The organism is Pseudomonas petroselini, assembly GCF_045037875.1.
GTDB classification, from domain to species: Bacteria; Pseudomonadota; Gammaproteobacteria; order Pseudomonadales; family Pseudomonadaceae; genus Aquipseudomonas; species Aquipseudomonas petroselini.
Window position 1 is genome coordinate 2653683 of the sequence record NZ_CP173614.1, and the last position, 26036, is coordinate 2679718.

The window sequence follows — 26036 nt, forward strand, 5'->3', positions numbered from 1 at the left end:
GATATGAAAATGAATATGCCTGCAAAAAACGCGGCCCCGGTCAAAACCCAGGAACCCGCCAAAACCGCCATCTCAGCCCTGTGGCGCCCGGCGCTGGTCCAGGCGTTCGTCAAGCTGGACCCGCGTCAACTGCAACGCTCGCCGGTGATGCTGGTGGTCGAGCTGACCGCCATCCTCACCACCGTGCTGTGCTTCGTGCCTGACACCGCCGTGCCGACGTTCGTCGCGGTGCAGATTGCCGTGTGGTTGTGGTTCACCGTGCTCTTCGCCAACTTCGCCGAAGCCTTGGCCGAAGGGCGTGGCAAGGCCCGTGCCGACAGCCTCAAGGCGGGTAGCGAAGGCCTGAGCGCACACCGCAAGGAAGCCGATGGCAGCTTCAAGGTCGTGCCGGCCACCAGCCTGCGCAAAGGCGATGTGGTGCGCGTCGCCGCCGGAGAAATGATCCCCGGTGACGGCGAAGTCATCGAAGGTATTGCGGCGGTCAACGAAGCGGCGATCACCGGGGAATCCGCACCGGTGATCCGTGAGTCCGGCGGCGACCGTTCGGCCGTCACCGGCAACACCCGCCTGGTCTCGGATTGGCTGCTGATCCGCATCACCGCCAACCCCGGCGAGTCCACACTCGACCGCATGATCGCCTTGGTGGAAGGCGCCAAACGCCAGAAAACCCCCAACGAAGTCGCGCTGGATATCCTGCTGATCGGCCTGACCCTGATCTTCCTGTTGGTGGTGGTGACCCTGCAACCGTTCGCCCACTTCGCCAATGGCAGCTTGCCGCTGGTGTTCCTGGTCGCACTGCTGGTGACGCTGATTCCTACCACCATCGGCGGCTTGTTGTCGGCCATCGGTATCGCCGGCATGGACCGTCTGGTTCGCCTCAATGTCATCGCCAAGTCCGGGCGTGCCGTGGAAGCGGCGGGCGACGTGCATGTGTTGCTGCTGGACAAGACCGGCACCATCACCTTTGGTAACCGTCGCTGCGCGGCGGTGGTCGCGGCGCCTGGCGTCAGTGGCAAGGAAGTGGCCGAAGGCGCGTTGTTTGCCTCGCTGGCGGATGACACGGCGGAAGGTAAGTCCATCGTCGAATACCTGCGCGCCTTGCACCCTCAGGCCGAGCCGACTGCGGACGAGCTGACGGCCGTGCCGTTCAGTGCCGAAATGCGGTTGTCCGGTGTCGATTATCAGGGCCGCGTATTTCGCAAAGGCGCGGTGGATTCGCTGTTGGCGTTCATCGGTCTACAACGTCGCGACCTGCAGCCCGCGCTGTCGCGGGAAATCGACAAGATCGCCCAAAGCGGCGGCACCCCGTTGCTGGTGTGTGCCGATGGCAAGTTGCTCGGCGCGATCCACCTGAAGGACGTGGTCAAGCCCGGCATTCGTGAGCGTTTCGCTGAACTGCGCAAACTGGGCATCCGCACCGTGATGGTCACCGGCGACAACCCGCTGACCGCTGCAGCGATTGCGGCCGAAGCGGGCGTGGATGATGTGCTGGCCGAAGCCACGCCGGAGAAAAAACTCGCGCGCATTCGTCATGAACAGAACGACGGTCGCCTGGTGGCGATGTGCGGTGACGGCGCCAATGACGCCCCGGCGCTGGCCCAGGCTGACGTCGGCATGGCCATGAATGACGGCACTCAGGCCGCTCGCGAAGCCGCCAACATGGTCGACCTCGACAGCGACCCGACCAAGCTGCTGGACGTGGTGCAGATCGGCAAGGAATTGCTGGTGACCCGTGGCGCGCTGACCACCTTCTCCATCGCCAACGACGTGGCCAAGTACTTCGCGATCCTGCCGGCATTGTTCGCCTCGATCTACCCGCAACTCGGCGTGCTCAACGTGATGCACTTGCAGAGCCCGCAGAGCGCGATTCTCTCCGCCATTGTGTTTAACGCCTTGATCATTGTGGTGCTGATTCCGTTGGCGCTGCGCGGTGTACGCGTGCAGGCGGCGAGTGCGGCGGCGTTGCTGCGGCGCAACCTGTTGATCTACGGGCTGGGCGGGATTCTGGTGCCGTTCGTGGGCATCAAGGCGATCGACATGCTGCTGACTGCGCTGCACCTAGTGTAACCGAACCCTTCTTTTGTGGCGAGGGAGCTTGCTCCCGTTGGACCGCGCAGCGGTCCCAAGCTCTGCGGCTGCTACGCAGCCGAACGGGAGCAAGCTCCCTCGCCACAGGGGTTTCTCGACTGAATTGAGGATTTGAATATGTCCAATATTGTCCGCCCAGCCCTGAGCCTGCTGGTGCTCATGACCCTGATCACCGGCGTCGCCTACCCATTGGTGGTGACCGGCGTCGCCCAAGTCGCCTTCCCGGACCAGGCCAATGGCAGCCTGGTACGCGACGCCAGCGGCAAAGTGCGCGGTTCCAGCCTGATCGCCCAGGACTTTACCGGCGACGGCTGGTTCCACCCGCGTCCGTCCGCCGGCGCTTTTGCGACGGTTTCCAGCAGCGCCAGTAACCTCGGCCCAAGCAACCCGGCGCTGGCGACGCGTATCTTCGATGACGCGAGCAAACAGTTAGTGCCGAGCCAGGGGCCGGTCCCCTTGGTATCGCTGACTACCTCTGGCAGCGGTCTTGATCCACACTTGCCACCCCAGGCGATTGCCTATCAACTGGCGCGGGTGGCGGCGGCGCGGAATGTGCCGGTGTCGACCGTGCAGCGGTTGCTGGATGAACACATCGAAAGCCCGTTGGTGGGCCCGCCGGTGGTGAATGTGCTGGCGCTGAATATGGCCCTGGAAAAGTTGTAGACAGTGGCTCCGGCATCGCAGGCAAGCCAGCTCCCACAGGTGAATGCATTCCAAATGTGGGAGTGGGCTTGCCCGCGATGGCGGCCTGAGGTGCAACCCATAAACATCTGAAGGAACCCCCGAGCATGAGCGACTCCGGCCGCGCCGACGCCCTGTTAGCCGATCTGCCCCGGGACGGCCGTGGCCGGCTCAAAGTTTTCCTCGGCGCTGCGCCGGGGGTGGGCAAGACCTACGCGATGCTCCAGGCCGCGCACACGCAGTTGCGCCAAGGCGTGCGGTTGGTTGCCGGCGTGGTCGAAACCCATGGCCGCGCCGAGACCGAAGCGTTGCTCAGCGGCCTGCCACAGCAACCCTTGCTGCGCAGCGAATACCGCGGCGTGATGCTCGAAGAAATGGACCTCGACGGCCTGCTCGCCGCCAAGCCCAGGCTGGTGCTGGTGGACGAACTGGCCCACAGCAACGCCCCCGGCAGTCGCCACGAAAAACGCTGGCAAGACATCCAGGAATTGCTTGCCGCCGGCATCAACGTGTTTACCACGGTCAACGTCCAGCACTTGGAAAGCCTCAACGACCAAGTGCGCGGTATCACCGGCGTGCAGGTGCGCGAAACCTTGCCGGACTGGGTGCTGCAAGAGGCCGACGAACTGCTGCTGATCGACCTGCCATCCCGCGAATTGCTGGAGCGCTTGCGCGACGGCAAGGTCTACGTGCCGGAACAGGCCCGCGCGGCCATCGATGCGTTTTTCACCCAGACCAACCTGATGGCCCTGCGCGAGTTGGCGATGCAAACCGCCGCCGCCCACGTCGATGACGATCTGGCCCAGGGTTATCGCCAACTGGGCCAGTCCGCGCCGGCGGTGCGCGGGCGCTTGCTGGTGGGGGTGGATGGCGATGCGCAGGCCGAACGCTTGGTACGGCACGCCAGCCGCGTTGCCCAGCGCCGCCATTTGCCGTGGAGCCTGGTGCATATCGACAACGGCCGGGCGCGGGATGAACAGTCGCGGCTACGCCTGCAAAATGCCCAGCAACTGGCCGAACGCCTGGGCGGTGAGGTGGTGTTGCTGCGGGCGGGGGAGGTGGCCAAGACGCTGATCCAGCATGCTGCCGAACGCCGTGCCAGCCTGTTGCTGGTGGGGCAATCGCGGATGCGTTGGCGGCGTCGGTTATTCGGGGGTGGCCTGGCCGCGCGCTTGCTGCGTCATGCGCGGGGTCTGGAAATCAACATCCTCGACAGCGACGACATGCCCGCGTCGCCCCGTTTGCCGGAGGTGCGCGGGCTGGTGTGGTTCGATTACGCGCTGGCGGTCGTGGCGACGGTGGTTGCGGCGGCAGTGGCTTGGGCGGTGTCCAGCGTGTTGCCGTTGCCGAATATCTCGCTGGTGTTCCTGGCCGCGGTATTGCTGGTGGCGGTGCGCAGCAGCCTGGGGCCGTCGCTGGTGTGTGCGGGGTTGTCGTTCATGACCTACGACTTCCTGTTTATCCCACCGAATTTTTCCTTCGCCATCCAGCGCGAAGAAGACGTGCTGACCCTGTTGTTCTTTCTGTTGATGGCGGCGCTGACGGGCAACTTGGCTGCGCGCCAACGCCGCCAGTTGCAGGCGCTGCGCGATACCCAGGAAGAAACCAGCGAACTGCTGGACCTGTCACGCAAACTCACCGCCGCTACCGATCGCCAGGCAGTGATCAGCGCGGCGGCGCATCATTTGGAAGGCTGGAGCGACCTCGACCTGTGCCTGGTCAACCGCGACGGCCAGGGCGGCTGGGCGATTGAGACCGGGGGCCCGCTGACGCTGACCGAAGCCGAGCGCGCCGCCGCCGACTGGGCCTGGCAGCACGATCAACCGGCGGGCATGGGCACCGGCACGTTGCCGTTCGGGCGTTGGTGGTGGTGGCCGCTGTCGGGCGAAGAGGGCCCGCTGGGGTTGCTGGGGGTCAGTCCCAAGCCCGGTCTGGAATTGAGCGGTCAACGCCGTCGCTTGCTGACCGCCTTGAGCCAACCGCTGGCCCAGGCACTGGCGCGGGCGCAACTGGCCCAGGAGCTTGAGTCCGCTCGGCTGCATGGCGAAACCGAACAACTGCGCAGTGCGTTGCTGGCTTCGGTGTCACATGATTTGCGCACGCCACTGACCTCCATGCGCGGCAGCATCGACAGCCTGCTGGCACTCGGTGAGGCCATCCCCCTGGAAGATCGCCGCGAATTGCTCGAGGGCACCCGCGATGAGGCCGAGCGCCTGGATCGCTATATCCAGAACTTGCTGGACATGACACGCCTTGGCCACGGTGCGTTGAAACTGGCGCGGGATTGGGTCTCGCCGGGCGATATCGTCGGCAGCGCCCTCGGTCGTTTGCGGGCGGTGCTGGCGCCGTTGCAGGTGAGGGCCGATGTGCCGCCGGAGCTGCCGTTGTTGTATGTGCATGCCGCGTTGATCGAGCAGGCCCTGGTGAATGTGCTGGAAAACGCCGCACGCTTTTCGCCGCCGCAAGGCCGCTTGCAACTGAGTGCCGGGGTGTTGGATAACCAGCTGTTTTTCGCCGTGGCTGATGAGGGCCCCGGTATTCCCGAAGACGAACGCGCAAAGATCTTTGACATGTTCTACACCGCCGCTCGCGGTGATCGGGGCGGGCAGGGCACAGGCCTGGGCCTGGCGATCTGCCAAGGCATGGTCGGTGCCCACGGTGGGCATATCAGCGTGGCCGACGGTATCAACGGGCGTGGCACCTGCATCACCTTGTTCCTGCCCTTGCCGACACAGCCTGGTCTGGAGCGCGAGGCATGAGCTACCCTGCTTTCTTCACGGATTTTGATTGGACACCATGAGCCAGACCGCGACGATTTTGGTCATTGATGACGAACCGCAGATCCGCAAATTCCTGCGCATCAGCCTGGCCTCCCAGGGCTATAAAGTGATCGAGGCCGGCACCGGCACCGAAGGCCTGGCCCAGGCGGCGCTGAGCAAGCCGGACTTGCTGGTGCTCGACCTTGGCCTGCCGGACATGGACGGCCAGCAGGTGCTGCGCGAATTCCGCGAATGGTCGACGGTGCCGGTGCTGGTGCTGTCGGTACGGGCCAGCGAAGGGCAAAAGGTCGAGGCCCTCGACAGTGGTGCCAATGACTATGTGACCAAACCCTTCGGCATCCAGGAGTTTCTCGCCCGTGTACGCGCGTTGCTGCGTCAGGCCCCGGCCGGTGAAGCGCAGGAAGCGGCCTTGAGTTTTGGCCCGTTGACGGTGGACCTGGCCTATCGCCGGGTGCTGCTGGACGGGGCGGAAGTGGCGTTGACCCGCAAGGAATATGCGGTGCTGGCGCAACTGGCGCGGCATCCGGGGCGGGTGATTACCCAGCAACAGTTACTCAAGGATATCTGGGGGCCGACCCATACCGAAGACAGCCATTACTTGCGCATTGTGGTGGGGCATCTGCGGCAAAAACTGGCGGATGACCCGACCCAGCCAAGGTTTATCGTGACTGAGGCGGGGGTGGGGTATCGGTTGTTAGGCGGGTAGATCGTTGGTGCTTGCTCTGGCGTCATCGCAGGCAAGCCAGCTCCCACAGGGAAATGCATTCCAAAGGTGGGAGCTGGCTTGCCTGCGATGGGGCCATCAGCATCACCAAGGCTCTCAGCGCTGCTCACTCTCATAGCGATCCAACGTATCACTGGCAATTTCCCGCCCCAGCGCGATCAACTCCGGCGCCTTGTAGAACTCGAAAAACCGACACACGCGCTTTGGCACGTTAATCAACACATCCGGCGGATAGCCGGCAATCTTGTATTGCGCCAGCGACGTCTGCATCACCTCGAAACTCTGGTTGATCAGGTCGAGCAGCGACGCCGGGCCGACGTTATCGATAATGAACGAACCGGTCGCTGACTTGGGGGCGCCGGGCTTTTCCGGCGCGGCGGCGGGTTGCTGGGACTCGGGCTCGGCAGACTCCAGCCACGGGTTGATCTCCGCCGCCTGGGCCTCCAAGGCTTCCTGCTCCAGCTTCATCAGTTGTTCGGCCTGCTTGCGGCGAAACGGCAAGTGCGAACCGAGTGATTTCGCCAAGTTGTTGAAGCGACTCTTGAACGCTGGCGGGCGCTGAATCACCGGCAACTGGTAGTGCTTCTGGTTGGTGGCGTTGAGGTTGACCGCGATGATCAAGTCACAGTGGCTCGACACCACCGGCACGATGGGCAGAGGGTTGAGCAAGCCGCCGTCCACCAGCATGCGATTGCCCTGCATCACCGGAGTAAACAGGCTGGGAATCGCCGCCGAGGCGCGCATGGCCTGGTGCAGGCAGCCTTCCTGGAACCAGATCTCCTGCTGGTTGGTGAGGTCGGTGGCGACGGCGGTGTAGGGGATGCGCAGCTCTTCGATATTGATCTCGCCGACGATCTTGCGGATCTGCCCGAAGACTTTCTCGCCACGAATGGCCCCCAAGCGAAAACTCACGTCGACCAGGCGCAGCACGTCGAGGTAGTCGAGGCTTTCAATCCAGTTCCGATATTCATCCAGTTTGCCGGCGGCGTAGATCCCGCCGACGACTGCCCCCATGGAACACCCGGCGATACAGGCAATGTCATAGCCACGCCGTTCGATTTCCTCAATCACGCCGATATGCGCGTAGCCCCGGGCCCCCCCGGAGCCCAGCACCAAGGCAACACGTTTATTCATGGTCCATGTCCTCCCCAAAGCAGGTGCCCACAATGCACCCATTGAGGGGGCGGCTTCAATCTTCGCGGGGCCTGCAATATTTTTCCAGGATAGCCGCAGTGCTCGGGTATGCTCTGGTATTGCTGCGGTACTGCTTTGCTATAGGTACTATCGATTTCAGGCTAAGGACAGGCACTTTTCCATGTAGGCAACGTCTACAGCGTACGACTGTTTTTTCTTTATTTTGAGGTGTCATCGATGAAAGCCTGGATGTGTGTGCCTGTGATCGTGTTGGCCCTTGCCGGTTGCGCCGGGAAAACCGCGTATCGCGACAGCTGCGGCTCGCAACTGGACGCCGCCTGGAAAGAGCTGGACTTGGCCAAGGCGGAAGGTTTTGCCGGGACCGTGAGCTATTCCAAAGCCTTGTCTTTGTTGACAGGGGCCAAGACCCAGCAACAGTTCGAGGCGTTTGAAGGCTGCTCCAACAAGGCCGAGAAAGCGCGGTTCTATATCCGAGAGTCTCGCGCAGGGCGTTAACCTGCTGTGAGTAGGACATTTCATCAGCTAGCGAGGGCAGAATGTCAGCTTTGGTCGATCAGTTAGTCGCTCAGGTCATTGGCCTGGAAGTAGGGTTACTGAGCTGCCAGGCTCGCCTCGCCGCCGTCACCGACGATGAATCCCTGCACGACCTGCGCACCACCGTGCGCCGTTTGCGCAGTTTGTTGCGCCCCTTGCGTGGGTTGCCTGGGGTTGAGCAGCTTGAATCGGCCGCCCGTACTGTCGGCCAATTGACGACGCCGCTACGCGACCGTGAGGTGCTGGCGGCTTATTTACTCCAGCATGGTCATCACGAGGCCGCCGACCGGCGACTGCGCCTGCAACCCGCTGCCTATCGCCAAGTGGCGCAGAGCCCGGAGCTCGCGCATTTGCTGCTGATCCTCGACGCTTTCCCACGTTTTATCCGGGCCTCTGAACACCAGAAATTGCTCAAAGGTTTGCGTGCGCGCATCGAAAAACGCTTGGTCAAGCAATGGCAGAAGCTCGATGAAGCGTTGAAGGACCCCGACCATGATCGCCATCGCCTGCGGTTGTTGATCAAGCGTGTGCGATACGCCGCTGAGGCTTACCCCGAATTGGACAAGTTGCCTGCCAACGCCCTGTCGCGGCTGAAAAAGGCCCAAGGCGCCTTGGGGGATTGGCATGATTGCTGGCAATGGCTGGCGCAAGCCGAGCATCAGGCGGATCTGCAACCTTGTGTTGCGGTGTGGCATCGCACCATGGCCAAGGCTGAAGGGCAGGCGGATCGGGTGCTGGACAAACTCAGCGCCGATTGTTTCTGAGCCGGTCCGGCTTTTGGCCGGAATAGGCGCTGTACCTGGCCGGTTCGATGGTTAAGATCGCTCATCTGTTCCTCTTGATGTGAGACCGCTATGCGCTTTAGTGATTTGCTCGATGCCGCCCGTAGCAACCCGCTGGATGTCACCATTCCCGCCGAATGGGCCCAGGGTCGCGCGACCTTTGGTGGGTTGGTCGCCGCATTGCAATACGAAGCCCTGCGTGCCCAGGTGCCGGCCGATCGCCCGCTGCGGTCGCTGGCAATCACCTTCGTTGGCCCTGTAGCGCCCGACGTTTGCGCCAGTTATCAAGTCGAAGTGTTACGCGAAGGCAAAGCGGTCAGCCAGTTGCTCGGCCGCGTGGTGCAGAACGGAGAAGTGGCAACGTTGGTACAAGCCAGTTTTGGCGCGTCCCGTGAGTCGGAAATTGCGGTTGAGAGTCAAGCGCCACCCGTGTTCAAACACTGGGATGAGTGCCAGGAACTGCCCTATATCAAGGGCGTCACCCCCGAATTCATGCGCCACCTGGCGATGCGCTGGAGCGTCGGCGGCCTGCCGTTCACCGGCAACAAATCCCGCGATATGGGCGGTTGGGTGCGGTTACGGGGAGATGTGAAAGAAGAGCCACTGACCGAGGCACATATACTCGCCCTGGTCGATGCCTGGCCCCCGGCACTGTTGCCGCACCTCAAAAAACCGGCACCGGGCAGCACCCTGACCTGGACCATCGAATTCATCCAGCCCCTGCAAGACCTCACGACTCTCGACTGGTGCCAGTACTACGTCAACATCGAGCACGCCCGCGACGGCTACGGCCATGCCGCCGCCGCGCTATGGAGCCCGACCGGCGAACTCATCGCCATCAGCCGCCAGACCGTGGTGGTCTTCGCCTGACCTCAATGCCTGTGGCGCTGCCGCCAGGCACGCCACCAGCCACCGCTCAACACAAAACGCGGAAAGGTCACGAACTGCTCGACCACCAGGCGTTGTACCGCATCATTACGGTCACTGAACGGCTCACTGGCCTGGGCTTCCAGGCTATGGCCATGCTGCTGCAGCGCCAAGCCGGCCAGGATACCGACAACCCCGATGGCAAAACTGGCCAGGCTCAGGCTGAACACACCGGACACGATCAACAGAAACCCGATGATAAACAGCGGCACGGCAATCAGGTGCAACGCCAGGTTGGTCGGGTGCTGATGGTTCTGCGGGTAGTTACGCCATTGCCAGGCGGGGAGATTGGGATGACGTTTGCCCATGATGGTGAATCCTCTGTCCGTTGAAACAACATGGAGAGAGTTTAGGTGGGGTTGGGTGGGGGGGCGAATTGGGGTTGGCTATGGGGTCTATAGCCTTAGCGGGAAAAATATAGAGACATTAGTAATCCAATATTCAGCTTTTGATTGGGCGCGCACGTAAAATAAATAAATGTCGTCGTTGCCCATACAGGCTAACTGTGGATATACGCGTAGACACCTTCCTGCTGAATTTCTTCCAAGTTCATTTTTTTTATTGTTTCGTTCAGGAGCGGTAGATGTTCTGAATGGCAAATGAGTTGGGCCGCGCCATGTGTTTCTGCATCATAGAATCTGAAAGAAATAGAATGCTCATCAGCAAGTATTAATTTAAAGTCTTCGGCTTTTGAAATGTCTGTGAGCTGACTTAAGTTTTGCCATAAGTTTTCAAGAGTGCTGTTGCTTTCTTGCATCAGTGTTACGGATGTTCGATAGCAGGCCATCCTATTAGGATCTATGTGAAATGGATCAGGATCTAAGTGAATTACTCTAGAGTAAATTCCGGTTGATTCATTTTTTCTGAAAATATCTCCTGGTTGGGAGCTTTTGGCGAAGTTTTTTAGTGAAAGATACTCTTGAGTCTTACTGTAGTACGGTAATAGTTTCGTGTGCCATTGTACAATATTTGGCAATTTTTGCGTAAGTAAAGAGCTGAACTCACACCAGGCTTTCCAAGCGCCTGCGTAATCTTGGTGAAGCAGTGTGACCGTAATATAGTTTTCATCGTTGCTAGGGTGTAACTGGTCCCAGGGATGTATGCCTAGCTCTCTGATAAATACTGCTTCCATTTTTTATTTCCTGAAGTATGAGTGGTTGTCTGTGTGGTTTTTTAATGGGACTGCATTTCCGTCAATGGTGGCCTTCGTATTGAAGTGTGGACCAAGGTTTCCTTTTTTGTGGCCAAGTGAGTGTTCCTGGATCTCTATTTGGAGCTCTTTTAGTTCAAATATATACACCCTGCCCATCGTGTGTTGGTCTTGATCTTTGATCTTGTCTCGACGTATTTGAATTGGGTGTTGATTTTTTGGAACTCCACCTATTGCTTTTGCTCTTTTAAATGCACCACGTCTAGATAGTTTGCTATCAGCGCCCTTAGGGAGCTCCGCATCGCCTTCGTCTACCTTGGCATGTTTTCCCGGCTCGTCAGCGTTGTGTGTTGATTTACACCCATTACCGCCAGGGCACGTGCTTAAGCCTAGCGGATCCACCCATCCCGTAGGATTACGCGCGTACTGATATCCATTGATTCCACCCGCCAGCTTCACCGGGTCCGGCGTCAGGTAACGACCAATATCCGGATTGTAGTAGCGATGGCGGTTGTAGTGCAGTCCGCTTTCTTGATCGAAGTATTGGCCCTGGAAGCGCAGCGGGTTGTGGATTTTTCCGATGTCGAGCCGGGTGATTTCGCCGTACGCGCGGTAATACGCGGACCAGACAATTTCTCCGCCGGTGTCGGTGAGTTCTTGCGGGGTGCCAAGGTGGTCGAGTTGGTAATGGTAGGCCTTGGTTTCCTTTGGGCCGAAGCCTTCCAGCAGGACGAGCGGGCGGAAGGTTTCGGGTTCGTAGACATAGCTGCGGTGACGGTCCTGGTGGTGCTCGGCGATGAGTGTGTCGCCTTGCCAGAAGAACTCGGTCGTAAGGCCATCAACGGTTTTGCTGATACGCCGCCCGAACGGGTCGTAGCGGTAGCTGGCGGTTTGGCCGTTGGGTTGGGTGAGGCCGATCAGGCGATGCTGGCAGTCGTAACGGTATTCGGTGACAAGTTGATGGCCTTTGCCGCGGCGTTCGCGGATGAGATTGCCGAAAGCGTCGTAGTCGTAGTGGTGGTCGCCTTGGATCATCAGGCGGTTGCCCGCCACGATGTCGGGGCCGGGGCGGTTTTGCATGAGCAAGTTGCCGGCGGGGTCGTGGCCGAAGCGTTCTTGCTCGCCTTGGGAGTGGTCGGCGCGAGTGAGGCGGCTTAGTGGGTCGTAGTGGTAGTGGTGCTCGCCTTTGCGGGTGTCGAGCAGGCGGGTGAGGTTGCCGGATTTGTCGTAGTCGTAATGACGGCGGTACACCGGGCCTTCGGCATCGCCGATGCTTTGGTTGAACAGGCGGCCTTGGTGGTCGTGTTGGTAAGTGCTGAGCAGTTTGCCTTGGGTACGTTGTTGTTCGCGGCCAGCGTTGAATTGGTGTGAGGTCAGTACCGTGCCGTTCAGTTCAACGGTGGAAAGGTGACCGCCTTTGTCGTGGTTGAAGGTGAGGCGGTTGTTGTCCGGCAGGCGTAGGTTTGTTAGTTGGCCGCAAGCGTCGTAGCCATAGCGCAGGGTGCCCCAGCCTTGGTGTTCGGCGGTGAGGCGGTTTTGTTTGTCGTATTCGTAGGCCAGCGCCCAGTGGCCGTCTTCGACGCTGAGGAGATTGCCCTGACGGTCGTAGGCATAGTCGACGGCACCACCATCAGGCAGGGTTTTTCTTACGAGTCGACCGGCGTGGTCTCGCTCGTAGCGGGTAACCAACTGACTGCCGTCATCGCCGTGTTCGGTCTTTTCCTGAAGGTTGCCGTTGAGGTCGTAAACGTAAGCGGTGCGCTGACCGTCAAAGCCGATCTCCTGTTGGATCAGGCCGTTGGCGTGGTAATCAAGCTTGTAGGTTTCGCCAACCTCGTTTTCGATCTCGGTCAGCAGCAAACGCACGTTGTCGTAGCGGTAGTTGACCTGGCTGCCATCGGCGTTGAGGCGACGGCTGATCAGGTGCAGGCCGTCGGCGTATTCGTAGCGGGTGACGTGCCCTAGTTCATCGCGTTCGGAAGTGATTTTTCCGTAGGGGTTGTAGGTATATTTACGCGTGTCGCCGCTCGGCAAGACGATTTGGACTAACCGCCCAACGTCGTTCCACTCAAATTGTGTGAGCGCACCGTGCTCATCTTCTTGGGAGATTTTTCGCCCAAGATCGTCATAGCGATAACGCTCGATCCCACCATTCGGCAACTGCTCTTCAAGCAACTGCCCACGTTCATTCCAAACCAGCTTCTGACAGCTGTGATCGGGATACCAAACCCCAACCAACTGCCCATATTTGTTGTAGCTGTAGTCCGTAGCGTTGCCGTCAGGATCGACCTTGCGAATAACGTCGCCTTGGTCATTGCGCTCATACTTCCAAACCGCTTCACCACGCCGCACAACCCGTACGAACCCGTTGTCATGCTCGTAGGTCGTCGGCTCATCCTCTCCCGGAAACAACGCCACCAAGCGTCCGGCTTCGTCGTACTGATACGCCGTCACCGCTCCCAGCGGGTCCTGCTCAACCGTCAGCCGGCCTTTTTCATCGTAGGACTTGAAGTGCTCGGCACCGTCCGGATCCACTCGCTGCACCAGCCGCGCCCGCTGATCATGGACATAGACTTCCTGGCTGCCGTCGGCGTTAAACACCGTGACCTGCCCGTTGTCATCCCAGGCATATCGCGTGTCCATCTGCGAAAAGCTGGCCCAATGCCGCACACACCGCGCCGCCTTACCAGCCCGTTCCCACTCCCAGTAGAAACTCGCCCCACCGGCCAAACCACGCTCAAGAATGACGTGCTGTTCGTCGTACCGATAAACCTCGCTTTCGCCGACAGCATTGGTCGCAGAAACCAGTCGCCCAGCACCGTCATACGCGTAGGAAACAACGTTCTGTTCCGTCACCCAGACATATGGACCATCGTCCTTAAAGCGCTGGATCTGATAATCCACCGCCACGATCCGCCCCGACGCATAACGCAAAAACAATGAACGCCCGACACCGTTATCCAGCCGTTCAATCTGCCCCAGATAATTGCGGGAAATGCGCAACCGGTTGTCATACGCATCGCTGATCGCCGTCAGCGCACCGTCGCGAAAGTGGTAGAACCGTGACGCCTGAGCCAGCACCAGTTCATCAGGCAACGACCCTAAGTAGATCGCCGCTTCAGCCAAACTATTGGTAATCGCAGGCCGAGAAACCGTAGGCAAGGGCAGGGCAGTCGACCGATTCTCATGATCGGTCCACACCACCGAATCACCGAAAACACTCAACCGATGCGCCAGCGAGTGACTCCAACCAAACCCCAACCCACAATCCACTTCCACCGCACTGGTGCGGTACAAGCGCGTCCACTCAAACGGTAAAACTCCGTCCAGCGTTCCATCGGTCAGCGTCAGCAGTTCCTCGCCGGTGACCATCGACACCGGGCAACCGTTAGTGGCGGTCTTGTCCGAAGACGCGGCCGCCTCTCCAGCCGGGTTCTTAGCAACAGCCGGCATGTCATCCACAGACTCCTGCCGCACCAACACCGTCCGCTGCTTGGCCTTGTCCCGAACCACCGGCACCGGGTTGGCAACCACTTGATCTCCAGCCTTCAACGGCACATCCGGAATCACCCTGATCGGCGTCCCCGCGCTGCCCAGCAATAACGGCTTGGCCGTTTCGACATGCGCTTCCAGCCGAGGCCCGACCACTTGATCAGCCAGCCGCTCCAGCCATTTGCGTGCTCTACCCGATTTGATCGGCCCCAACACCTGCATGCCCAGGCGAACCTGAACCCCCATGCCCCGCGTCGCCCAGATCAAAAACAGATTGATCAGCACCTCGCCGGTAATCTCGCCGAGTAGCTCGTACATCTCAGGCGGCGGCAGCAGGCGTATCCAGGCGACCATGGCCGACAGATAGATAAACAAAAGTGGTTCATCGCTGAGTACGAGCAGGCCATGGGCGATGGCGTCTTTGCCCAGTTTCAGCAGTTCGTCGAGTTCGGCCTGTGAGACGTACCGCAACAACTTCTGGCTATTGGCTTTGATATCCGCCAGCAGCTCGAACAACTGGGTGAGGTTGTCCCACAGGTTGTAGAGCGCCTTGGCAATCCCAGTTGAGAACGCCAGGCCTTGCATCGCGCTGCGCTCGAACGGCGTGGCGTTGGCAAAGTCTTTCCATTGCGGCTTGAAGGTCTTCGTCCACTCATCACGCAGACCCATTTCCAGCCCCGCGATCACCGACTGATAAGACGCGTACAGCGCCTTGACATGATCCTTGGAGACATTGGGGTAAAAGGTGATTTGGTAGCGTTGATCGCGGGTGCAGTCGCTGACTTCGAGAATGCCACTGGGGCCTATGGTGCGATGGATCGGCGGGCCCATTGGGATGCCGTCAGGAGCAATGGCCTGCAGCATCACCGGGGTATTGCCGATGGGCACGAACCGCGTGCTCTCGAACATATGCACCAGGGTCAACGAGCCCTGGGCCTTGCAGAGGGCAACCGTGGAGTTTGGTTTTTTGGACGATACGGGAGCAATGAGGGAAACCTGTTCCCCTACCTTGAACACCTGCTCCACTTCCAGGGCCGAACCGCTCCAGAAGCTCTCGGCCCATTCGTCAAAGGTATTCAGGCAATTGCGGAAGTCACGAAAAACGCTGTCGACGTCCGGCTTCTTGTCATCCATGGGGGACAGGACGAACTTGGCGATAACCGGAATCATGCGACGGCCCAATTAAGTGGGGCACGGATAGAGAAGTGCATCGGCGGTCCCTCGCGCTGATTGATCAGGCGAGAGACTTTTGAGAGGTTGAAAGGGAAAAGATGTCGGCGTTATTCGCGGGTAACGCTAGGAAGTTTCGCCAAAACCTCGGGTAAACCGTAGTTTTGGTGTAGGCAGAAGATTACAGGTTGAACAGTCCTACAGCTTCAGTTGCCCAATTGCCTTGCTCAACTCCCCGGCCAAGGTTGCCAGTTCATTGCTGGTGGTCGCCGAGTCCACGGTTTGCTGCACGGTGTTCTCGGTCACATCTCGTATGCTTACCACGGCGCGGTTCATTTCTTCGGCGACGTGGCTCTGCTGTTCGGCGGCGACGGCGATCTGGGTGTTGCTTTCGCGCATCTGCGCCACGGCGCCGGTGATTTCGGCGAGTGCGGCGCCGGCTTCCTGGGCTTGCTGTACACAATCGTCGGCCTTGAACGAGCTTTCCTGCATGAAGTCCACTGCGTCACGGGTGCCGTCTTGCAGTGCCGAGACCATTCGGGTGATTTCGTCGGTGGAGCTTTGCACGCGTTTGGCCAGGTTACGCACTTCGTCGGCAACCACGGCAAAGCCACGGCCCATTTCCCCGGCGCGGGCGGCTTCGATGGCGGCGTTGAGGGCGAGTAGGTTGGTCTGTTCGGCGATGCTGTGGATCACGCTGACCACGCCGTTGATTTTCTGGCTGTCCTCGGCGAGTTTCTGGATCATTTCGGCCGTCTGTTGCACCCCCGTGGACAGGCCTGCAATCGAGCGTTGCACACGGGTGACCACTTCCTGGCCGCTGCCGGCGAGGGTGTCGGCGGTCTGCGACAGATCCCGGGTAGCGCCGGCATGTTGGGCAATGTGATGGACGGTGGCGGTCATCTCGTTAATGGCAGTGGCGGCCTGGTCGGTTTCGCTTTGCTGGCCGAGCATACCGTGCTGCACCTCGTTCATGCTGCTGGCCAGACGCGCAGCACCCTCGTCCAGTTGCCGGGCGGTACGCGCGACGGTGTTGACCACGCGCTGGTAACCGGCCTGCATGGCGTTGAAGGCGCTGGCCATCTGGCCAACTTCATCCTTGCACGCCAAGGGCACACGGGCGGAAAGGTCGCCGGTTTTTTCCACGTGCAGCATCACGTCTTTTAGCGTGTTGAGCTGGCTGAGCAGGAAGCGGATCAGCAATTGCGAGGCACCGAGCATCGCCAGCATCAGGATCAACACCGCCACCGCGTAGTTGGCGAAGCGTTCGGTGAACACCTGGCTCAAGCTGGGGGCGTAGGCGAGCACGGCGACGTGTTGCCCGTCGGGGCGGACGATCACTTCGGCACCCATCAGTGGGTTTTCGCCAAAGAGGGGCATGTGATTGAGTTCGACCCAGCCGTTGGCGTTGCTCAGGGCTGACAGATCTTGATCGGCCAGTTGTGGGACTTGGCCACCTGCAAACGTCAGCCAAAGCTCTCCCTTTGGCAGCGTTTTGTCCGCCGGCCAGGCGCTGAGTAACCGCGCTTGCGCCTGCGCCGAGGCGTGTGACGCCGTGCTGCGGGCCTGTTGTTCAAGCTGCACGGCGTAGAGCACCAGCAGCAGCGTGGTAATGAAGGCGACCGCATTGACGGCCCAGAATTTGTACTTCAGCGAGATATTGCTAAGCCAGGCACCCATGGAAGGTTTTCTCTGATAGCGGAAACAGCATTGGCAAGGTGCCATTATTGTGCCGCTACTCAGGAAAACCGTTTTGACATGGGTCAATGCGCCGCATCAAACAATGGCAGGCAAACCGAAAAAAGCGCGTGCGCTGGCGGTGCTGTGTTGGGCCAGGTCTTCCACGCTTTCGTTGCGGTGCAGGGCGACTTCGCGCAGTACCTCCGGCAGATACGCGGGCTCGTTGCGACCATTTTTTGGTTTTGGGCGCAGTGTACGTGGCAGCAGGTAGGGCGCGTCGCTTTCCAGCATCAGACGGCCTCGGGGAATTTCCCTGACAAGTGGGTGCAGGTGCGTCCCACGGCGTTCGTCGCAGATCCAGCCGGTGATACCAATGTGCAAGTCGAGGTCGAGGTAGCTGAACAACGCTTGCTGTTCGCCGGTAAAGCAATGCACCACGGCGGCGGTGAGGTGGTCGCGGTAGCCCTTGAGGATCTCCAGCAGGCGCACGTTGGCGTCGCGTTCGTGGAGGAACACCGGCAGTTTCAGTTCGACGGCCAAGGCCAGGTGTTCTTCCAGGACTTTTTCCTGCTGGGGGCGGGGCGAGAAGTCGCGGTTGAAATCCAACCCGCATTCGCCCACGGCACGCACGCGGCTTTCACCGAGCAATCCACGCAAGCGCTGGGCGCTGTCGCCGTTCCAGTCGCTGGCGGAGTGGGGGTGAATGCCGGCGGTGCTGAACAGGCGTTGAGCGCTTTCATCCTGTTTTATGCAGAGCTCCAGGGCCTGTTCGCTGCCCTCGACGCTGGTCCCGGTGAGTACAAATTGTTGCACGCCGGCGGCGTAGGCACGCTCGAGCACGGCCTGGTGCTTCTCGTCGAAACTGGGGTTGGTCAGGTTGACGCCGATATCAATGAGTTGCATGGTGCTATCTCCGCCTGCGGCCGGAAAGCATATCAGAGCTGTAGATTTATAAGAAAATCGAAGAACTACAACGAGTTATAGCTGTCTTTGAACGTCGCAAGTGACATTGTGTTTGGCTCAACGCCTTGCCCTTGCCACCGTTGCGCGCAAAGCCTGCGCATAAAGCGCTCTGTTTCTGACTCCCACGTCTTCATTTTTCGCGAGGGCGTTGGCCAGTATTCTTTCCGGAGAGCGGATGATCCGACCCTCGGCGTTGCTTATGTTGTGCCTGACGTTATGGCTGCCCCTGGAGGCGGTCGCGCGTCTGGACGGGCCGCTGGAAGTGACCAAGCCCGGCAAGGTTCGCGATCTGGCGGAGATTCGCTCGAGCCGCACTTTGCGCGTATTGGTCAACCAGAGCCGCAACAGTTCCGGCGAGGTCCAGGGCCAGGCCATTGGTGTGGAATACCATCGCTTGCGCGCCTTCGAGCAATACCTCAACGGCCACGCCCGTGATGGCCAGGAAATCAACCTCAAGATCATTCCCAAGGCCAAGGACCAATTGCTCGGCGCGCTGGCGCGTGGCGAGGGTGACCTGGTCGCACCCGGTGAATTGCTGGATGTGAAGGCCGTGCACAAGATCAGCACCAGCGACCCGATTGCCAGCGATGTGCCGCTGTGGCTGGTAGGCGTGAAGGGCGAGCGACGGTTCACCAAGTTGGAGCAATTGTCCGGGCGTACGTTGGCGTTGACCACCGGCAGCGCGGCGGCGGATGCCATCAGCCAGGTCAACCAGAAACTGGCCCTGCACAAACAGCCACCGATCAAGGTGGAATGGGTCGACCCGACCCTGGCCGTGGAGGATGTGCTTGAGATGGTTCAGGCGGGGATTTTCCACCTGACTATTGTCGAGAAGCCGATTGCCGAGCGCTGGTCGAAGATCCTGCCCAAGTTGCGTTTCGATAAGCAGGTGGTGGTCAGTGCACCCGGTGACGAATATTGGTTTGTGCGCCAGGATGCATCGATGCTGCGGGCCAGCATCGATCGATTTCTCAAGACCTATCGAACCCCCTCTGATCAGGACGTGGCGTTCCAGCGTATCTACCGTCGCCTCTATCAGGTGCGCAACCCACTGGCCCGCGTCGACCGCCAGCGCCTGGAAAAACTGCGCCCCGTCTTGCAAAAGCATGCTCGCGAGCAGGGCATGGACTGGCTCAACCTCGCTGCGCTGGCCTTCAAGGAGTCGGCGCTTGACCCGGGTGCACGCAACAGCGGTGGCCCCACCGGCCTGATGCAGATCACGCCGTCGGCGGCGCAGCGTGTGGGGGTCAACAACATCGAGAACCTCGATAGCAATGTGCAGGCGGGGGCACGCTACCTGGCGATGATCCGTCGCAAGTTCTTCGCCAGCCCCAAGCTCAATGAGCGTGAGCGCATGGCCTTTGTGCTGGCGGCCTACAACATGGGGCCCGAGCGGGTGCAGGGCATGCGCACCGAGGCCAAGCGCCGGGGGCTCAACCCCAATCAGTGGTTCTTCCAGGTTGAACGCATAGCCATGGAGCAAGTAGGGATGGGCGGCGTCAGCTATGTTAATAGCGTCAACAAATACTATTTGGCGTTCGACCGGGAACGGGAGTCACTGGAGCCGCCGACGCCAAAAATTGCTTCACGGAAGTAATCGGTTATTTCGATATTAATCAGGCATTTTTTCGGCTTTTATCATTCTTTAAACTGATTAATATAGCGGCCAACCAACCCCTACTTAGAAAAGGATTATCACCATGAGCCCACTGATCAAAACCATTCTGTCTACCCGCGCCGGCTACGGCCTGACCCTCTTGCGTATTGTGGTCGGCATCATCTTCGCCGCACACGGCTCGCAAAAACTCTTTGGCTGGTTTGGCGGCTACGGTCTGGCGGGCACTGCCCAGTGGATGGAAAGCATCGGCCTGGCCCCAGGTACCCTGATGGCGCTGCTGTCGGGCGGTACCGAGTTCTTCGCGGGCCTGGCGTTGATCATCGGCCTGCTGGCTCGCCCAGCGGCATTGGGCCTGACTATCCTGTCGCTGGTGGCGATTTTCTCGGTGCATATCCATAACGGTCTGTTCATGGCTAACAACGGTTATGAGTTCGCACTGGCCTTGCTGGGCGGCTCCCTTGCGGTGCTGCTGGAAGGTGCCGGCAAGCTGTCTGCCGACCGCGCCATCGCTCACTGATCATTCTGCAGAACCCTGAATCGGCCCGCCATGCGCGGGCCTTTTCGTTGCTCGAGATTCTTGACACCGCCCCACCGGCTTCTCTAGGATGCCGCTCATGCGCCGATTTAAACAGCTAATTGCGGGGCGCCATGGGTGATCGTTATCGATCCCGACAGAAGCATGCTCCATGCTTCGAAATTCCGCTAAAGCGCTGGTTCGGTGTTGCCTCTCACCTGCCCGCAGACTTTTGAGGCAGAGACACGACACGATGAATGCATTACGCCCCCTGATACGCCTGGCTCCGATCACTGCGGACCTCACTCAACGCAATCCGAAAATTCTCCTGGGCGGCAAGCACCAGCCGACGCTGTTGCGTTACCTGGATGGTTGGCCGCGTCGCACAGGCCGACCGTCAGCGTTCCTCATCCAGTTTGTCGAGGACGGCGATTCCCTGGCGCGTTTTGCCAGCAACAGTTTTGACCTCGCGGTTATCCAGGCCCCCAGCGCCAGTGATGCCGATGAGGTCATCCGCGAATTGACCCGCGTTGCCCGGCAGGGGCTGATAGCCCGTCGTTGAACGTTCAGTGAATCACGTTGCCGGCTTGCAGCCGACGACGGCGCTGGCCTAGAAAGACCGTCCAGGCGATCAGGCACAACGTCAGCGGTATGGCAAAGGTCACGACCAACTTGATGACCAGTTCCAGGCGACGCACCTGGGCATACGCTTGGTGCTGCAAGGCATGCAACTCCATGGGCAGGCGCAGGCGTTCTTTGTTGAGTGCTTGCAGTTGGGTGGTGGTGTCCACGGCCTGCGTGCCGAGGGGCGTTGCCCAAGGGGTCAGCCGCTGCCATTCCTGCTCGGTTCGTAGCAGGCGTCGTTCCAGTTCACCGGCCTTTGAGCGATAGGCGTGTCTTGCGGCTTCCCGCATGTTCTCCAGTACCGTCGGCGGCATTTGCTGCGCCACTCGAGGACGAATCGCAGCAAGCCTGTCGGGGACGGACAGGTTATCCAATGTGTTCAGGACAAACAGGGCGTTGCTGTCTGGCGCCGAGTCGCTGACCTTATCCGTGAGCATGTCCGTGTCCGCAATGACCACGACGTGGATCTGCGTCGCTTTCTGCAAACCTGGGGGCTGCCCCTGGATGCCATCGGGAAATACCGAATAGGCCGGTCCCTCGATACGCGCGGCAATGACATGGCGTTGCTCTTTGCTCGCCGCCTCTTCAATCAATGCGTCGAATGGGGCTGCGCTGGTAAAACTGCCGGCATCCAGCAGCACCGATTGTTCGGAACTTTGCAGGAGAGGGGTGAAGGTCGTTCGACTTTTACTCAGTCGGATAAGGGCGCCACTGCTCGAGGCGCTCACCCTATTGAGGTTCCATGTGCTGATATCGTTTGGGTTCATTGCCTGCCGGGGCAGGTTCAACCTGGCCTGATTGAGGGCGTTTTGGGTTTCCAAAGGCGTATAGAGGTAGTCGAACACCAGCGTGTGCGCCGGCATCTGGATGCCCCAAGCGGCAAGCAGTTCGTCCAGCCGAGTGTTGACTGGACCGGCGTTGGCGCGTTGGTCGCTCAACGGGTCGATAAACATCATCAACCTACCGCCTCTCAATACAAATTGTTCAATCCCGTACAGGGTTCGCTCAGAAAACGTCTGAGGATGCACAACCATCAGTGTGTTGATGTTTTCGGGTATTTGCGCGGCAGACGGTTCCAGATTCACCAGATCGAATTCATGCTGCAGCGCCTTCAGCAGTCGACTTGCAGATTCGTCCATCGCCAGGCCCGACAGCAGCGCAATCACTGGGCGCTCCGGGTGCTGCAACTTATAGAGCAGATGACTGATTTCATACTCGAGCAACGGCTCCCGGTCGAGGCTGAAGGATCCAATACGTCGCACGCCGTGACCGGCGCGGGTGGCTATAAGGCCGAGAAATCCAGCGTTGTCGTCGAGACCCGATAGCCGGGCTTTGTAGGCGTCTTCCGAAAAAGGTGCAGGTTCAATAACGTGCAGGTTGATCATGCCCTTGGCGTTTTTTTCGTACTCCTTCAGCAGGTCTTCAATCCGTTTGCCGTAGCGTTTCACGGCGTAGCTTCTTTTCGGATGGTTGTTTGAATTGAAATAATATAAGTCCACCGGGCTTTCCAGTGTCGCGAGTAGTTGTTGTGCCGGAAGCGATAAAGTGTGAACTTTTTGTTGAGAAAGATCCCACCTTGCATCAGGAATTTTACCTATCCAAACCAAGTTAAAAGCCAGGAATAGCAGCAAGATAACGGTAAGTGTCATACCGGTGCGCAGAATGGACCGCATTAAGGGTTTCCCTTCTCAGCTGTGTTTGTAGTTGAGTGTGACCGTGGTCGCAGTGAGAAAGGCGAGGATCATGCTGAAGAAGTAAAGTAAGTCGTGAAGTGTGAGTTTTCCATCGTCGATGCTGCTGAATCGCCAGGAAGGACTGAGGGACACTAAACTGTCGGCCAACCCTATAGGCACTTGGTGCTCAAGCGCATCCAGTAGAGAAGAAAGCCCGCTGGCTGTGAGCAATAAACCCACGGTCAGTACGAAAATGACCGTGCGCTGACATACAAGCGCGCAAATAAAACATCCCGCGGACAGGTAGCCTCCCGCCAGCAGCCAGCTCGCCAAGAATTGCGAGGCGATCACGCTGTTGTCTGCCTTACCCAGATAGTTGGCGATAATAACGAGAGGAAACATCAGCAACAGGCTGGTGCCTGCCACGAGCCAGGCGGCGATGAATTTTCCGATGACCCATTCAAACAGCGTGATGGGCATGGTTTTCATCAGGCCGTAAAACCCCGCGTTGGTTTCGTCCGACCATAGTTGCGTCGCCAGGGCGGGAATCAGGAGCAGATAGAGCCAAGGATGGAACTGGAAAAACACCTGCAGGTCGCTGCCATTTTGTTCCAGCCACGGGCTTATGTAGAACCCCAGTGCCACCGACAGCATCGGAAAGATGGCGATGCTCAGGTACGTACTGGGTGCGCGCGCATAGCTGGTGAGCTGACGCTTTAAAATGACGAGCAATAGTTTCAAAGGGGCGCCTCCTGGCTCAGGTGGTGGACCACATCATTCAGGCGACCTGGCTCCAGGTTCAGTGAGTTGATTTTCCAGCGGCGGCTGGCAATCAGCGTGTTGATATGGGGATAAATGGTGTGTCCCGGCATGGCGAGAACGGTCACCGTACCGGGTGCATGCCGGTGCTCTTCGATGCCTGCCACGCCTGGCAGTACGGCCAGTGCGAGTAAATCCAGCGGGGTCTCGGCACGGAGCGTGACGGCCTGGAAGTGGCGCGAGTCGCGCTGTAGATCGGGAAGGGGGGTATCGGCCACCAGGCGATCGCCTGCAATGACCAAGGCGCGGGTACACAGCTCGGACAATTCATCGCAGTGGCGAGAGGCGATGATCACGGTCATTTCTTGCGTCAATGAATGGATCAGCGCCTGGAATGTATGCCTCTGATCAGGCGCGAGTCCTTCGCTGGGTTCATCCAGCAGTAAAAGGGAAGGACCATGCAGGATGGCCTGGGCGATGGCGACTTTGCGTTTCCAGCCGATGGAAAGAGCGTCGAGCGGCGCGTTGAGCACCGCAAACAACTCCAGTCGCGCGATAGCCTGTTCCAACCTGGCGCGCTTTTCGGCACCGTGGAAACCACGGAGGGCGGCGATAAAGTCAAGGAACGCTTTGACGGACATCGTCGGATGGCCGAGGTCCTTGGACAGTTGATAGCCGACGAGTTGCCTCGCCTTAAGTGCATGGGTTTGTGTGTTGAACCCCTGGATATTTATAGCGCCGCTGGAGGGTTGCGTTGAACCGGCTATTACATTGAGCAGGGCTGTCTTGACAATAGGGTCTTGCCCGAACAGCCCCAGACATTCTTGTGGGTGTGCAATGAATGAAAAGTCACTGATTATTGTTGTGTTACCCGTGTATTTTGTCAGATTGCTTATTTCGATCATTTTTTTACCGAATAAGTTTGGCATGACGTAGGGGGGCTAAAAAAAGGGTACGGGTAATGATCGTTTTTGGGAACGTCGATCAGTCTTAATAAGAGAAGTCCTACGTGCGAGTCAGGCGGGCCACTGAAACAATGGGGCGTGTTTTAGAGTGTCCGGATTTCGAGTGTTTATTTGTTGTTTATGTAAACTTTCTGCCCCGCATATTGAGGCCTGATTGCCATGATGCTGCTACGTACCCTTGTTCTTGAACGCAATGGTCAGGATGCTCCGGTTAACGGTGCCTTGCTCTGTGGGTTTGCTGTAGGTCAGGCGGCCTCCAACTTTCTTGTTTATAGTTTGGATGAAGAGGTCGAACCCGGAAGTTCGAGGGTTTATATCGCGGCCTTGCGTAAGAAACTTGACCGCTATTTTTTGAGTGGCGTTGAGTCCAAGGAAGATCTACAAGTAGCCTTGCATGTGTTTAAGCAAATACTGACGTTGGCCGCGTCGGGCATTAAGGCGGGGGGGGTTACCGAAACGCAGGTGCCCTATCATTTTCTCGATTTGAAAGGTTGCAAGCTGCCGCCTGCCAGGCCCGAGGATCATCATTCGGTGATCATCAAGAAGGCGTTGGTGATGAAAGTGATCACCTTGGGCATGTCGGCGCCAACGCTACCGGCGATCGAAAGTGCCTCAGTGATCGTGCCGTCCATTCGGTTCTCGTCGCAAATGACGTCTCCTCCCAAAGGGGCGGGCGCATCCGAGTCTTCCCGGCCCCCGGTGCATGAACAACCTGTTGAGGAGCCCCGGCAGGCGCGCGTCGAAGCGCCCGTGATCATGACGCCGGCCGTGCCTGCTATCCCGCATGAGCCTGATGCGCCGACGCAATCGGATCTCCCTGCATCCGGCGAGCACAGTACGTTGTTCGAAGTCGACAGCACCTTGACCAACCTTGCCCGTGTCGCTCAGGAGCTGACCCAGCAAAAACGCGCAGCACTCGAACGTGAGTCGGCACTTGAGCAATGGCAGGCGCGATTGCAGCAAGAGCAGAGTCAACTGGATCAGAAGGTTCGAGAACTGGAGCAGCGCACCACTCAACTCCATGACCATTCGCTTGCTGTCAGCCAGAGGGCTGAAGCCCTGAAGGCCATGACGTCGCAGGTGTCGGGCTTGCGCCAGAGCCTGCGGGGCATGCTGCTGGAGCTGGATCAGGCGTTGGATGGCTAGACTGGCCTGGCTACTTTCACGGGTTCATTTATCATCAGGGCCAGCCAGCCGAGGCCCGGGTGTGAAACCCAGGTATCTCGGTACCTATGGACATGCCTGGGGATGCACGCGTTTGAGTACCAAGCTGATTACCAAAGAAGGTCATGAAGCGCTGAAAAAGGAGTTGGATTACCTGTGGCGTGAAAAACGCCCGGACACCACGCGCAAAGTGACATGGGCGGCCTCGTTGGGCGACCGCAGCGAAAACGCCGACTACCAGTACAACAAGAAGCTGCTACGCGAGATCGACCGCCGCGTGCGCTACCTGCGCAAGCGCCTGGAAGACATGCGCGTGGTGGAGTACATGCCCGAGCAGGAGGGCAAGGTGTTCTTCGGTGCCTGGGTGGACATCGAAAACGAGCAAGGTGAGACCAAGCGTTTTCGCATTGTCGGTTATGACGAGATTTATGAGCGCATGGACTACATCTCCATCGATTCGCCGATGGCCCGTGCGTTGTTGCGCAAGGAAGTGGACGATGAGGCCATCGTTCAGACCCCCAGTGGTGACGTGTGCTGGTGGATCACCGGGATCGAGTACGTGAAGTGAGCGAAATGGGCCCGCATTCTGTGAG

General features: G+C 59.2%; 21 protein-coding genes. 12 read left to right on the plus strand and 9 right to left on the minus strand.

The genetic code is table 11. From position 1 onward, the window contains the following. Positions 1 to 9: 9 nt before the first annotated feature. From kdpB to ACI512_RS12440, 4 genes are all read left to right on the plus strand, one after another. Positions 10 to 2067, plus strand: a complete 2058-nt coding sequence (gene kdpB, locus ACI512_RS12425; RefSeq protein ID WP_236381196.1) for a potassium-transporting ATPase subunit KdpB — start codon at positions 10 to 12, stop codon at positions 2065 to 2067. A gap of 138 nt (positions 2068 to 2205) precedes the next feature. Beyond that, on the plus strand, positions 2206 to 2751 hold the full coding sequence (gene kdpC, locus ACI512_RS12430; RefSeq protein WP_236381195.1) for a potassium-transporting ATPase subunit KdpC: 546 nt from the start codon (positions 2206 to 2208) through the stop codon (positions 2749 to 2751). Positions 2752 to 2876: 125 nt separating this feature from the next. Continuing rightward, on the plus strand, positions 2877 to 5528 hold the full coding sequence (locus ACI512_RS12435; protein WP_236381194.1) for a sensor histidine kinase KdpD: 2652 nt from the start codon (positions 2877 to 2879) through the stop codon (positions 5526 to 5528). 37 nt (positions 5529 to 5565) lie between these two features. Further along, entirely contained in the window at positions 5566 to 6255 is a 690-nt protein-coding gene (locus ACI512_RS12440) for a response regulator (RefSeq protein ID WP_043204998.1), read from the plus strand. Between the two features lie 114 nt (positions 6256 to 6369). On the opposite strand, the gene ACI512_RS12445 is transcribed toward ACI512_RS12440, so the two are convergent. After that, on the minus strand, positions 6370 to 7407 hold the full coding sequence (locus ACI512_RS12445; RefSeq protein ID WP_012722961.1) for a patatin-like phospholipase family protein: 1038 nt from the start codon (positions 7405 to 7407) through the stop codon (positions 6370 to 6372). A 237-nt stretch (positions 7408 to 7644) separates the two neighbouring features. Between ACI512_RS12445 and ACI512_RS12450 the strand changes: the two genes are divergently transcribed. The 3 genes from ACI512_RS12450 to ACI512_RS12460 all read left to right on the plus strand — a co-directional run bounded on the left by ACI512_RS12450 (position 7645) and on the right by ACI512_RS12460 (position 9614). Then, a complete protein-coding gene (locus tag ACI512_RS12450) occupies positions 7645 to 7923 on the plus strand; it encodes a hypothetical protein (RefSeq protein ID WP_012722962.1) in 279 nt (92 codons plus the stop codon). Positions 7924 to 7964: 41 nt separating this feature from the next. After that, entirely contained in the window at positions 7965 to 8726 is a 762-nt protein-coding gene (locus ACI512_RS12455; protein WP_236381193.1) for a CHAD domain-containing protein, read from the plus strand. Positions 8727 to 8816: 90 nt separating this feature from the next. Next, on the plus strand, positions 8817 to 9614 hold the full coding sequence (locus ACI512_RS12460) for an acyl-CoA thioesterase II (RefSeq protein ID WP_012722964.1): 798 nt from the start codon (positions 8817 to 8819) through the stop codon (positions 9612 to 9614). A gap of 2 nt (positions 9615 to 9616) precedes the next feature. Here the strand turns inward: ACI512_RS12460 and ACI512_RS12465 are convergent, their stop codons facing one another. From ACI512_RS12465 to ACI512_RS12485, 5 genes are all read right to left on the minus strand, one after another. Then, positions 9617 to 9979 carry an Mpo1-like protein gene (locus ACI512_RS12465; protein ID WP_236381191.1) on the minus strand — a complete coding sequence of 121 codons (363 nt, stop codon included), beginning with the start codon at positions 9977 to 9979 and terminating at the stop codon, positions 9617 to 9619. A gap of 191 nt (positions 9980 to 10170) precedes the next feature. After that, positions 10171 to 10803, minus strand: coding sequence for a hypothetical protein (locus tag ACI512_RS12470; RefSeq protein ID WP_405121826.1), 633 nt, complete (start codon positions 10801 to 10803; stop codon positions 10171 to 10173). A gap of 3 nt (positions 10804 to 10806) precedes the next feature. Further along, the gene (locus ACI512_RS12475; protein WP_405121828.1) at positions 10807 to 15483 is read right to left on the minus strand and encodes an RHS repeat-associated core domain-containing protein; all 4677 of its coding nucleotides are present in this window, start codon (positions 15481 to 15483) and stop codon (positions 10807 to 10809) included. A 198-nt stretch (positions 15484 to 15681) separates the two neighbouring features. Beyond that, positions 15682 to 17163 carry a methyl-accepting chemotaxis protein gene (locus tag ACI512_RS12480; protein WP_405121829.1) on the minus strand — a complete coding sequence of 494 codons (1482 nt, stop codon included), beginning with the start codon at positions 17161 to 17163 and terminating at the stop codon, positions 15682 to 15684. Positions 17164 to 17259: 96 nt separating this feature from the next. Then, entirely contained in the window at positions 17260 to 18066 is an 807-nt protein-coding gene (locus tag ACI512_RS12485) for a TatD family hydrolase (protein WP_236382470.1), read from the minus strand. 235 nt (positions 18067 to 18301) lie between these two features. Between ACI512_RS12485 and ACI512_RS12490 the strand changes: the two genes are divergently transcribed. From ACI512_RS12490 to ACI512_RS12500, 3 genes are all read left to right on the plus strand, one after another. Then, a complete protein-coding gene (locus ACI512_RS12490; RefSeq protein ID WP_012722969.1) occupies positions 18302 to 19723 on the plus strand; it encodes a transglycosylase SLT domain-containing protein in 1422 nt (473 codons plus the stop codon). A 103-nt stretch (positions 19724 to 19826) separates the two neighbouring features. After that, on the plus strand, positions 19827 to 20261 hold the full coding sequence (locus tag ACI512_RS12495; protein ID WP_236382461.1) for a DoxX family protein: 435 nt from the start codon (positions 19827 to 19829) through the stop codon (positions 20259 to 20261). 250 nt (positions 20262 to 20511) lie between these two features. Then, entirely contained in the window at positions 20512 to 20820 is a 309-nt protein-coding gene (locus ACI512_RS12500; RefSeq protein WP_043205003.1) for a hypothetical protein, read from the plus strand. A gap of 4 nt (positions 20821 to 20824) precedes the next feature. Here ACI512_RS12500 and ACI512_RS12505 read toward each other — a convergent pair whose 3' ends face one another. Genes ACI512_RS12505 through ACI512_RS12515 form a run of 3 tightly spaced genes read right to left on the minus strand, consistent with a single transcriptional unit; the run spans position 20825 to position 24219 of the window. Continuing rightward, a complete protein-coding gene (locus tag ACI512_RS12505; protein ID WP_236382453.1) occupies positions 20825 to 22555 on the minus strand; it encodes a Gldg family protein in 1731 nt (576 codons plus the stop codon). A 15-nt stretch (positions 22556 to 22570) separates the two neighbouring features. Further along, a complete protein-coding gene (locus ACI512_RS12510; protein ID WP_231807918.1) occupies positions 22571 to 23296 on the minus strand; it encodes an ABC transporter permease in 726 nt (241 codons plus the stop codon). Then, entirely contained in the window at positions 23293 to 24219 is a 927-nt protein-coding gene (locus ACI512_RS12515; protein WP_064052364.1) for an ABC transporter ATP-binding protein, read from the minus strand. Before ACI512_RS12515 ends, ACI512_RS12510 begins: the two co-directional genes overlap by 4 nt. A gap of 219 nt (positions 24220 to 24438) precedes the next feature. Between ACI512_RS12515 and ACI512_RS12520 the strand changes: the two genes are divergently transcribed. Beyond that, entirely contained in the window at positions 24439 to 25425 is a 987-nt protein-coding gene (locus tag ACI512_RS12520; RefSeq protein WP_236382451.1) for a hypothetical protein, read from the plus strand. 112 nt (positions 25426 to 25537) lie between these two features. Beyond that, positions 25538 to 26011, plus strand: coding sequence for a transcription elongation factor GreB (gene greB / locus ACI512_RS12525; RefSeq protein ID WP_012722976.1), 474 nt, complete (start codon positions 25538 to 25540; stop codon positions 26009 to 26011). The last annotated feature ends 25 nt before the right edge of the window (positions 26012 to 26036 follow it).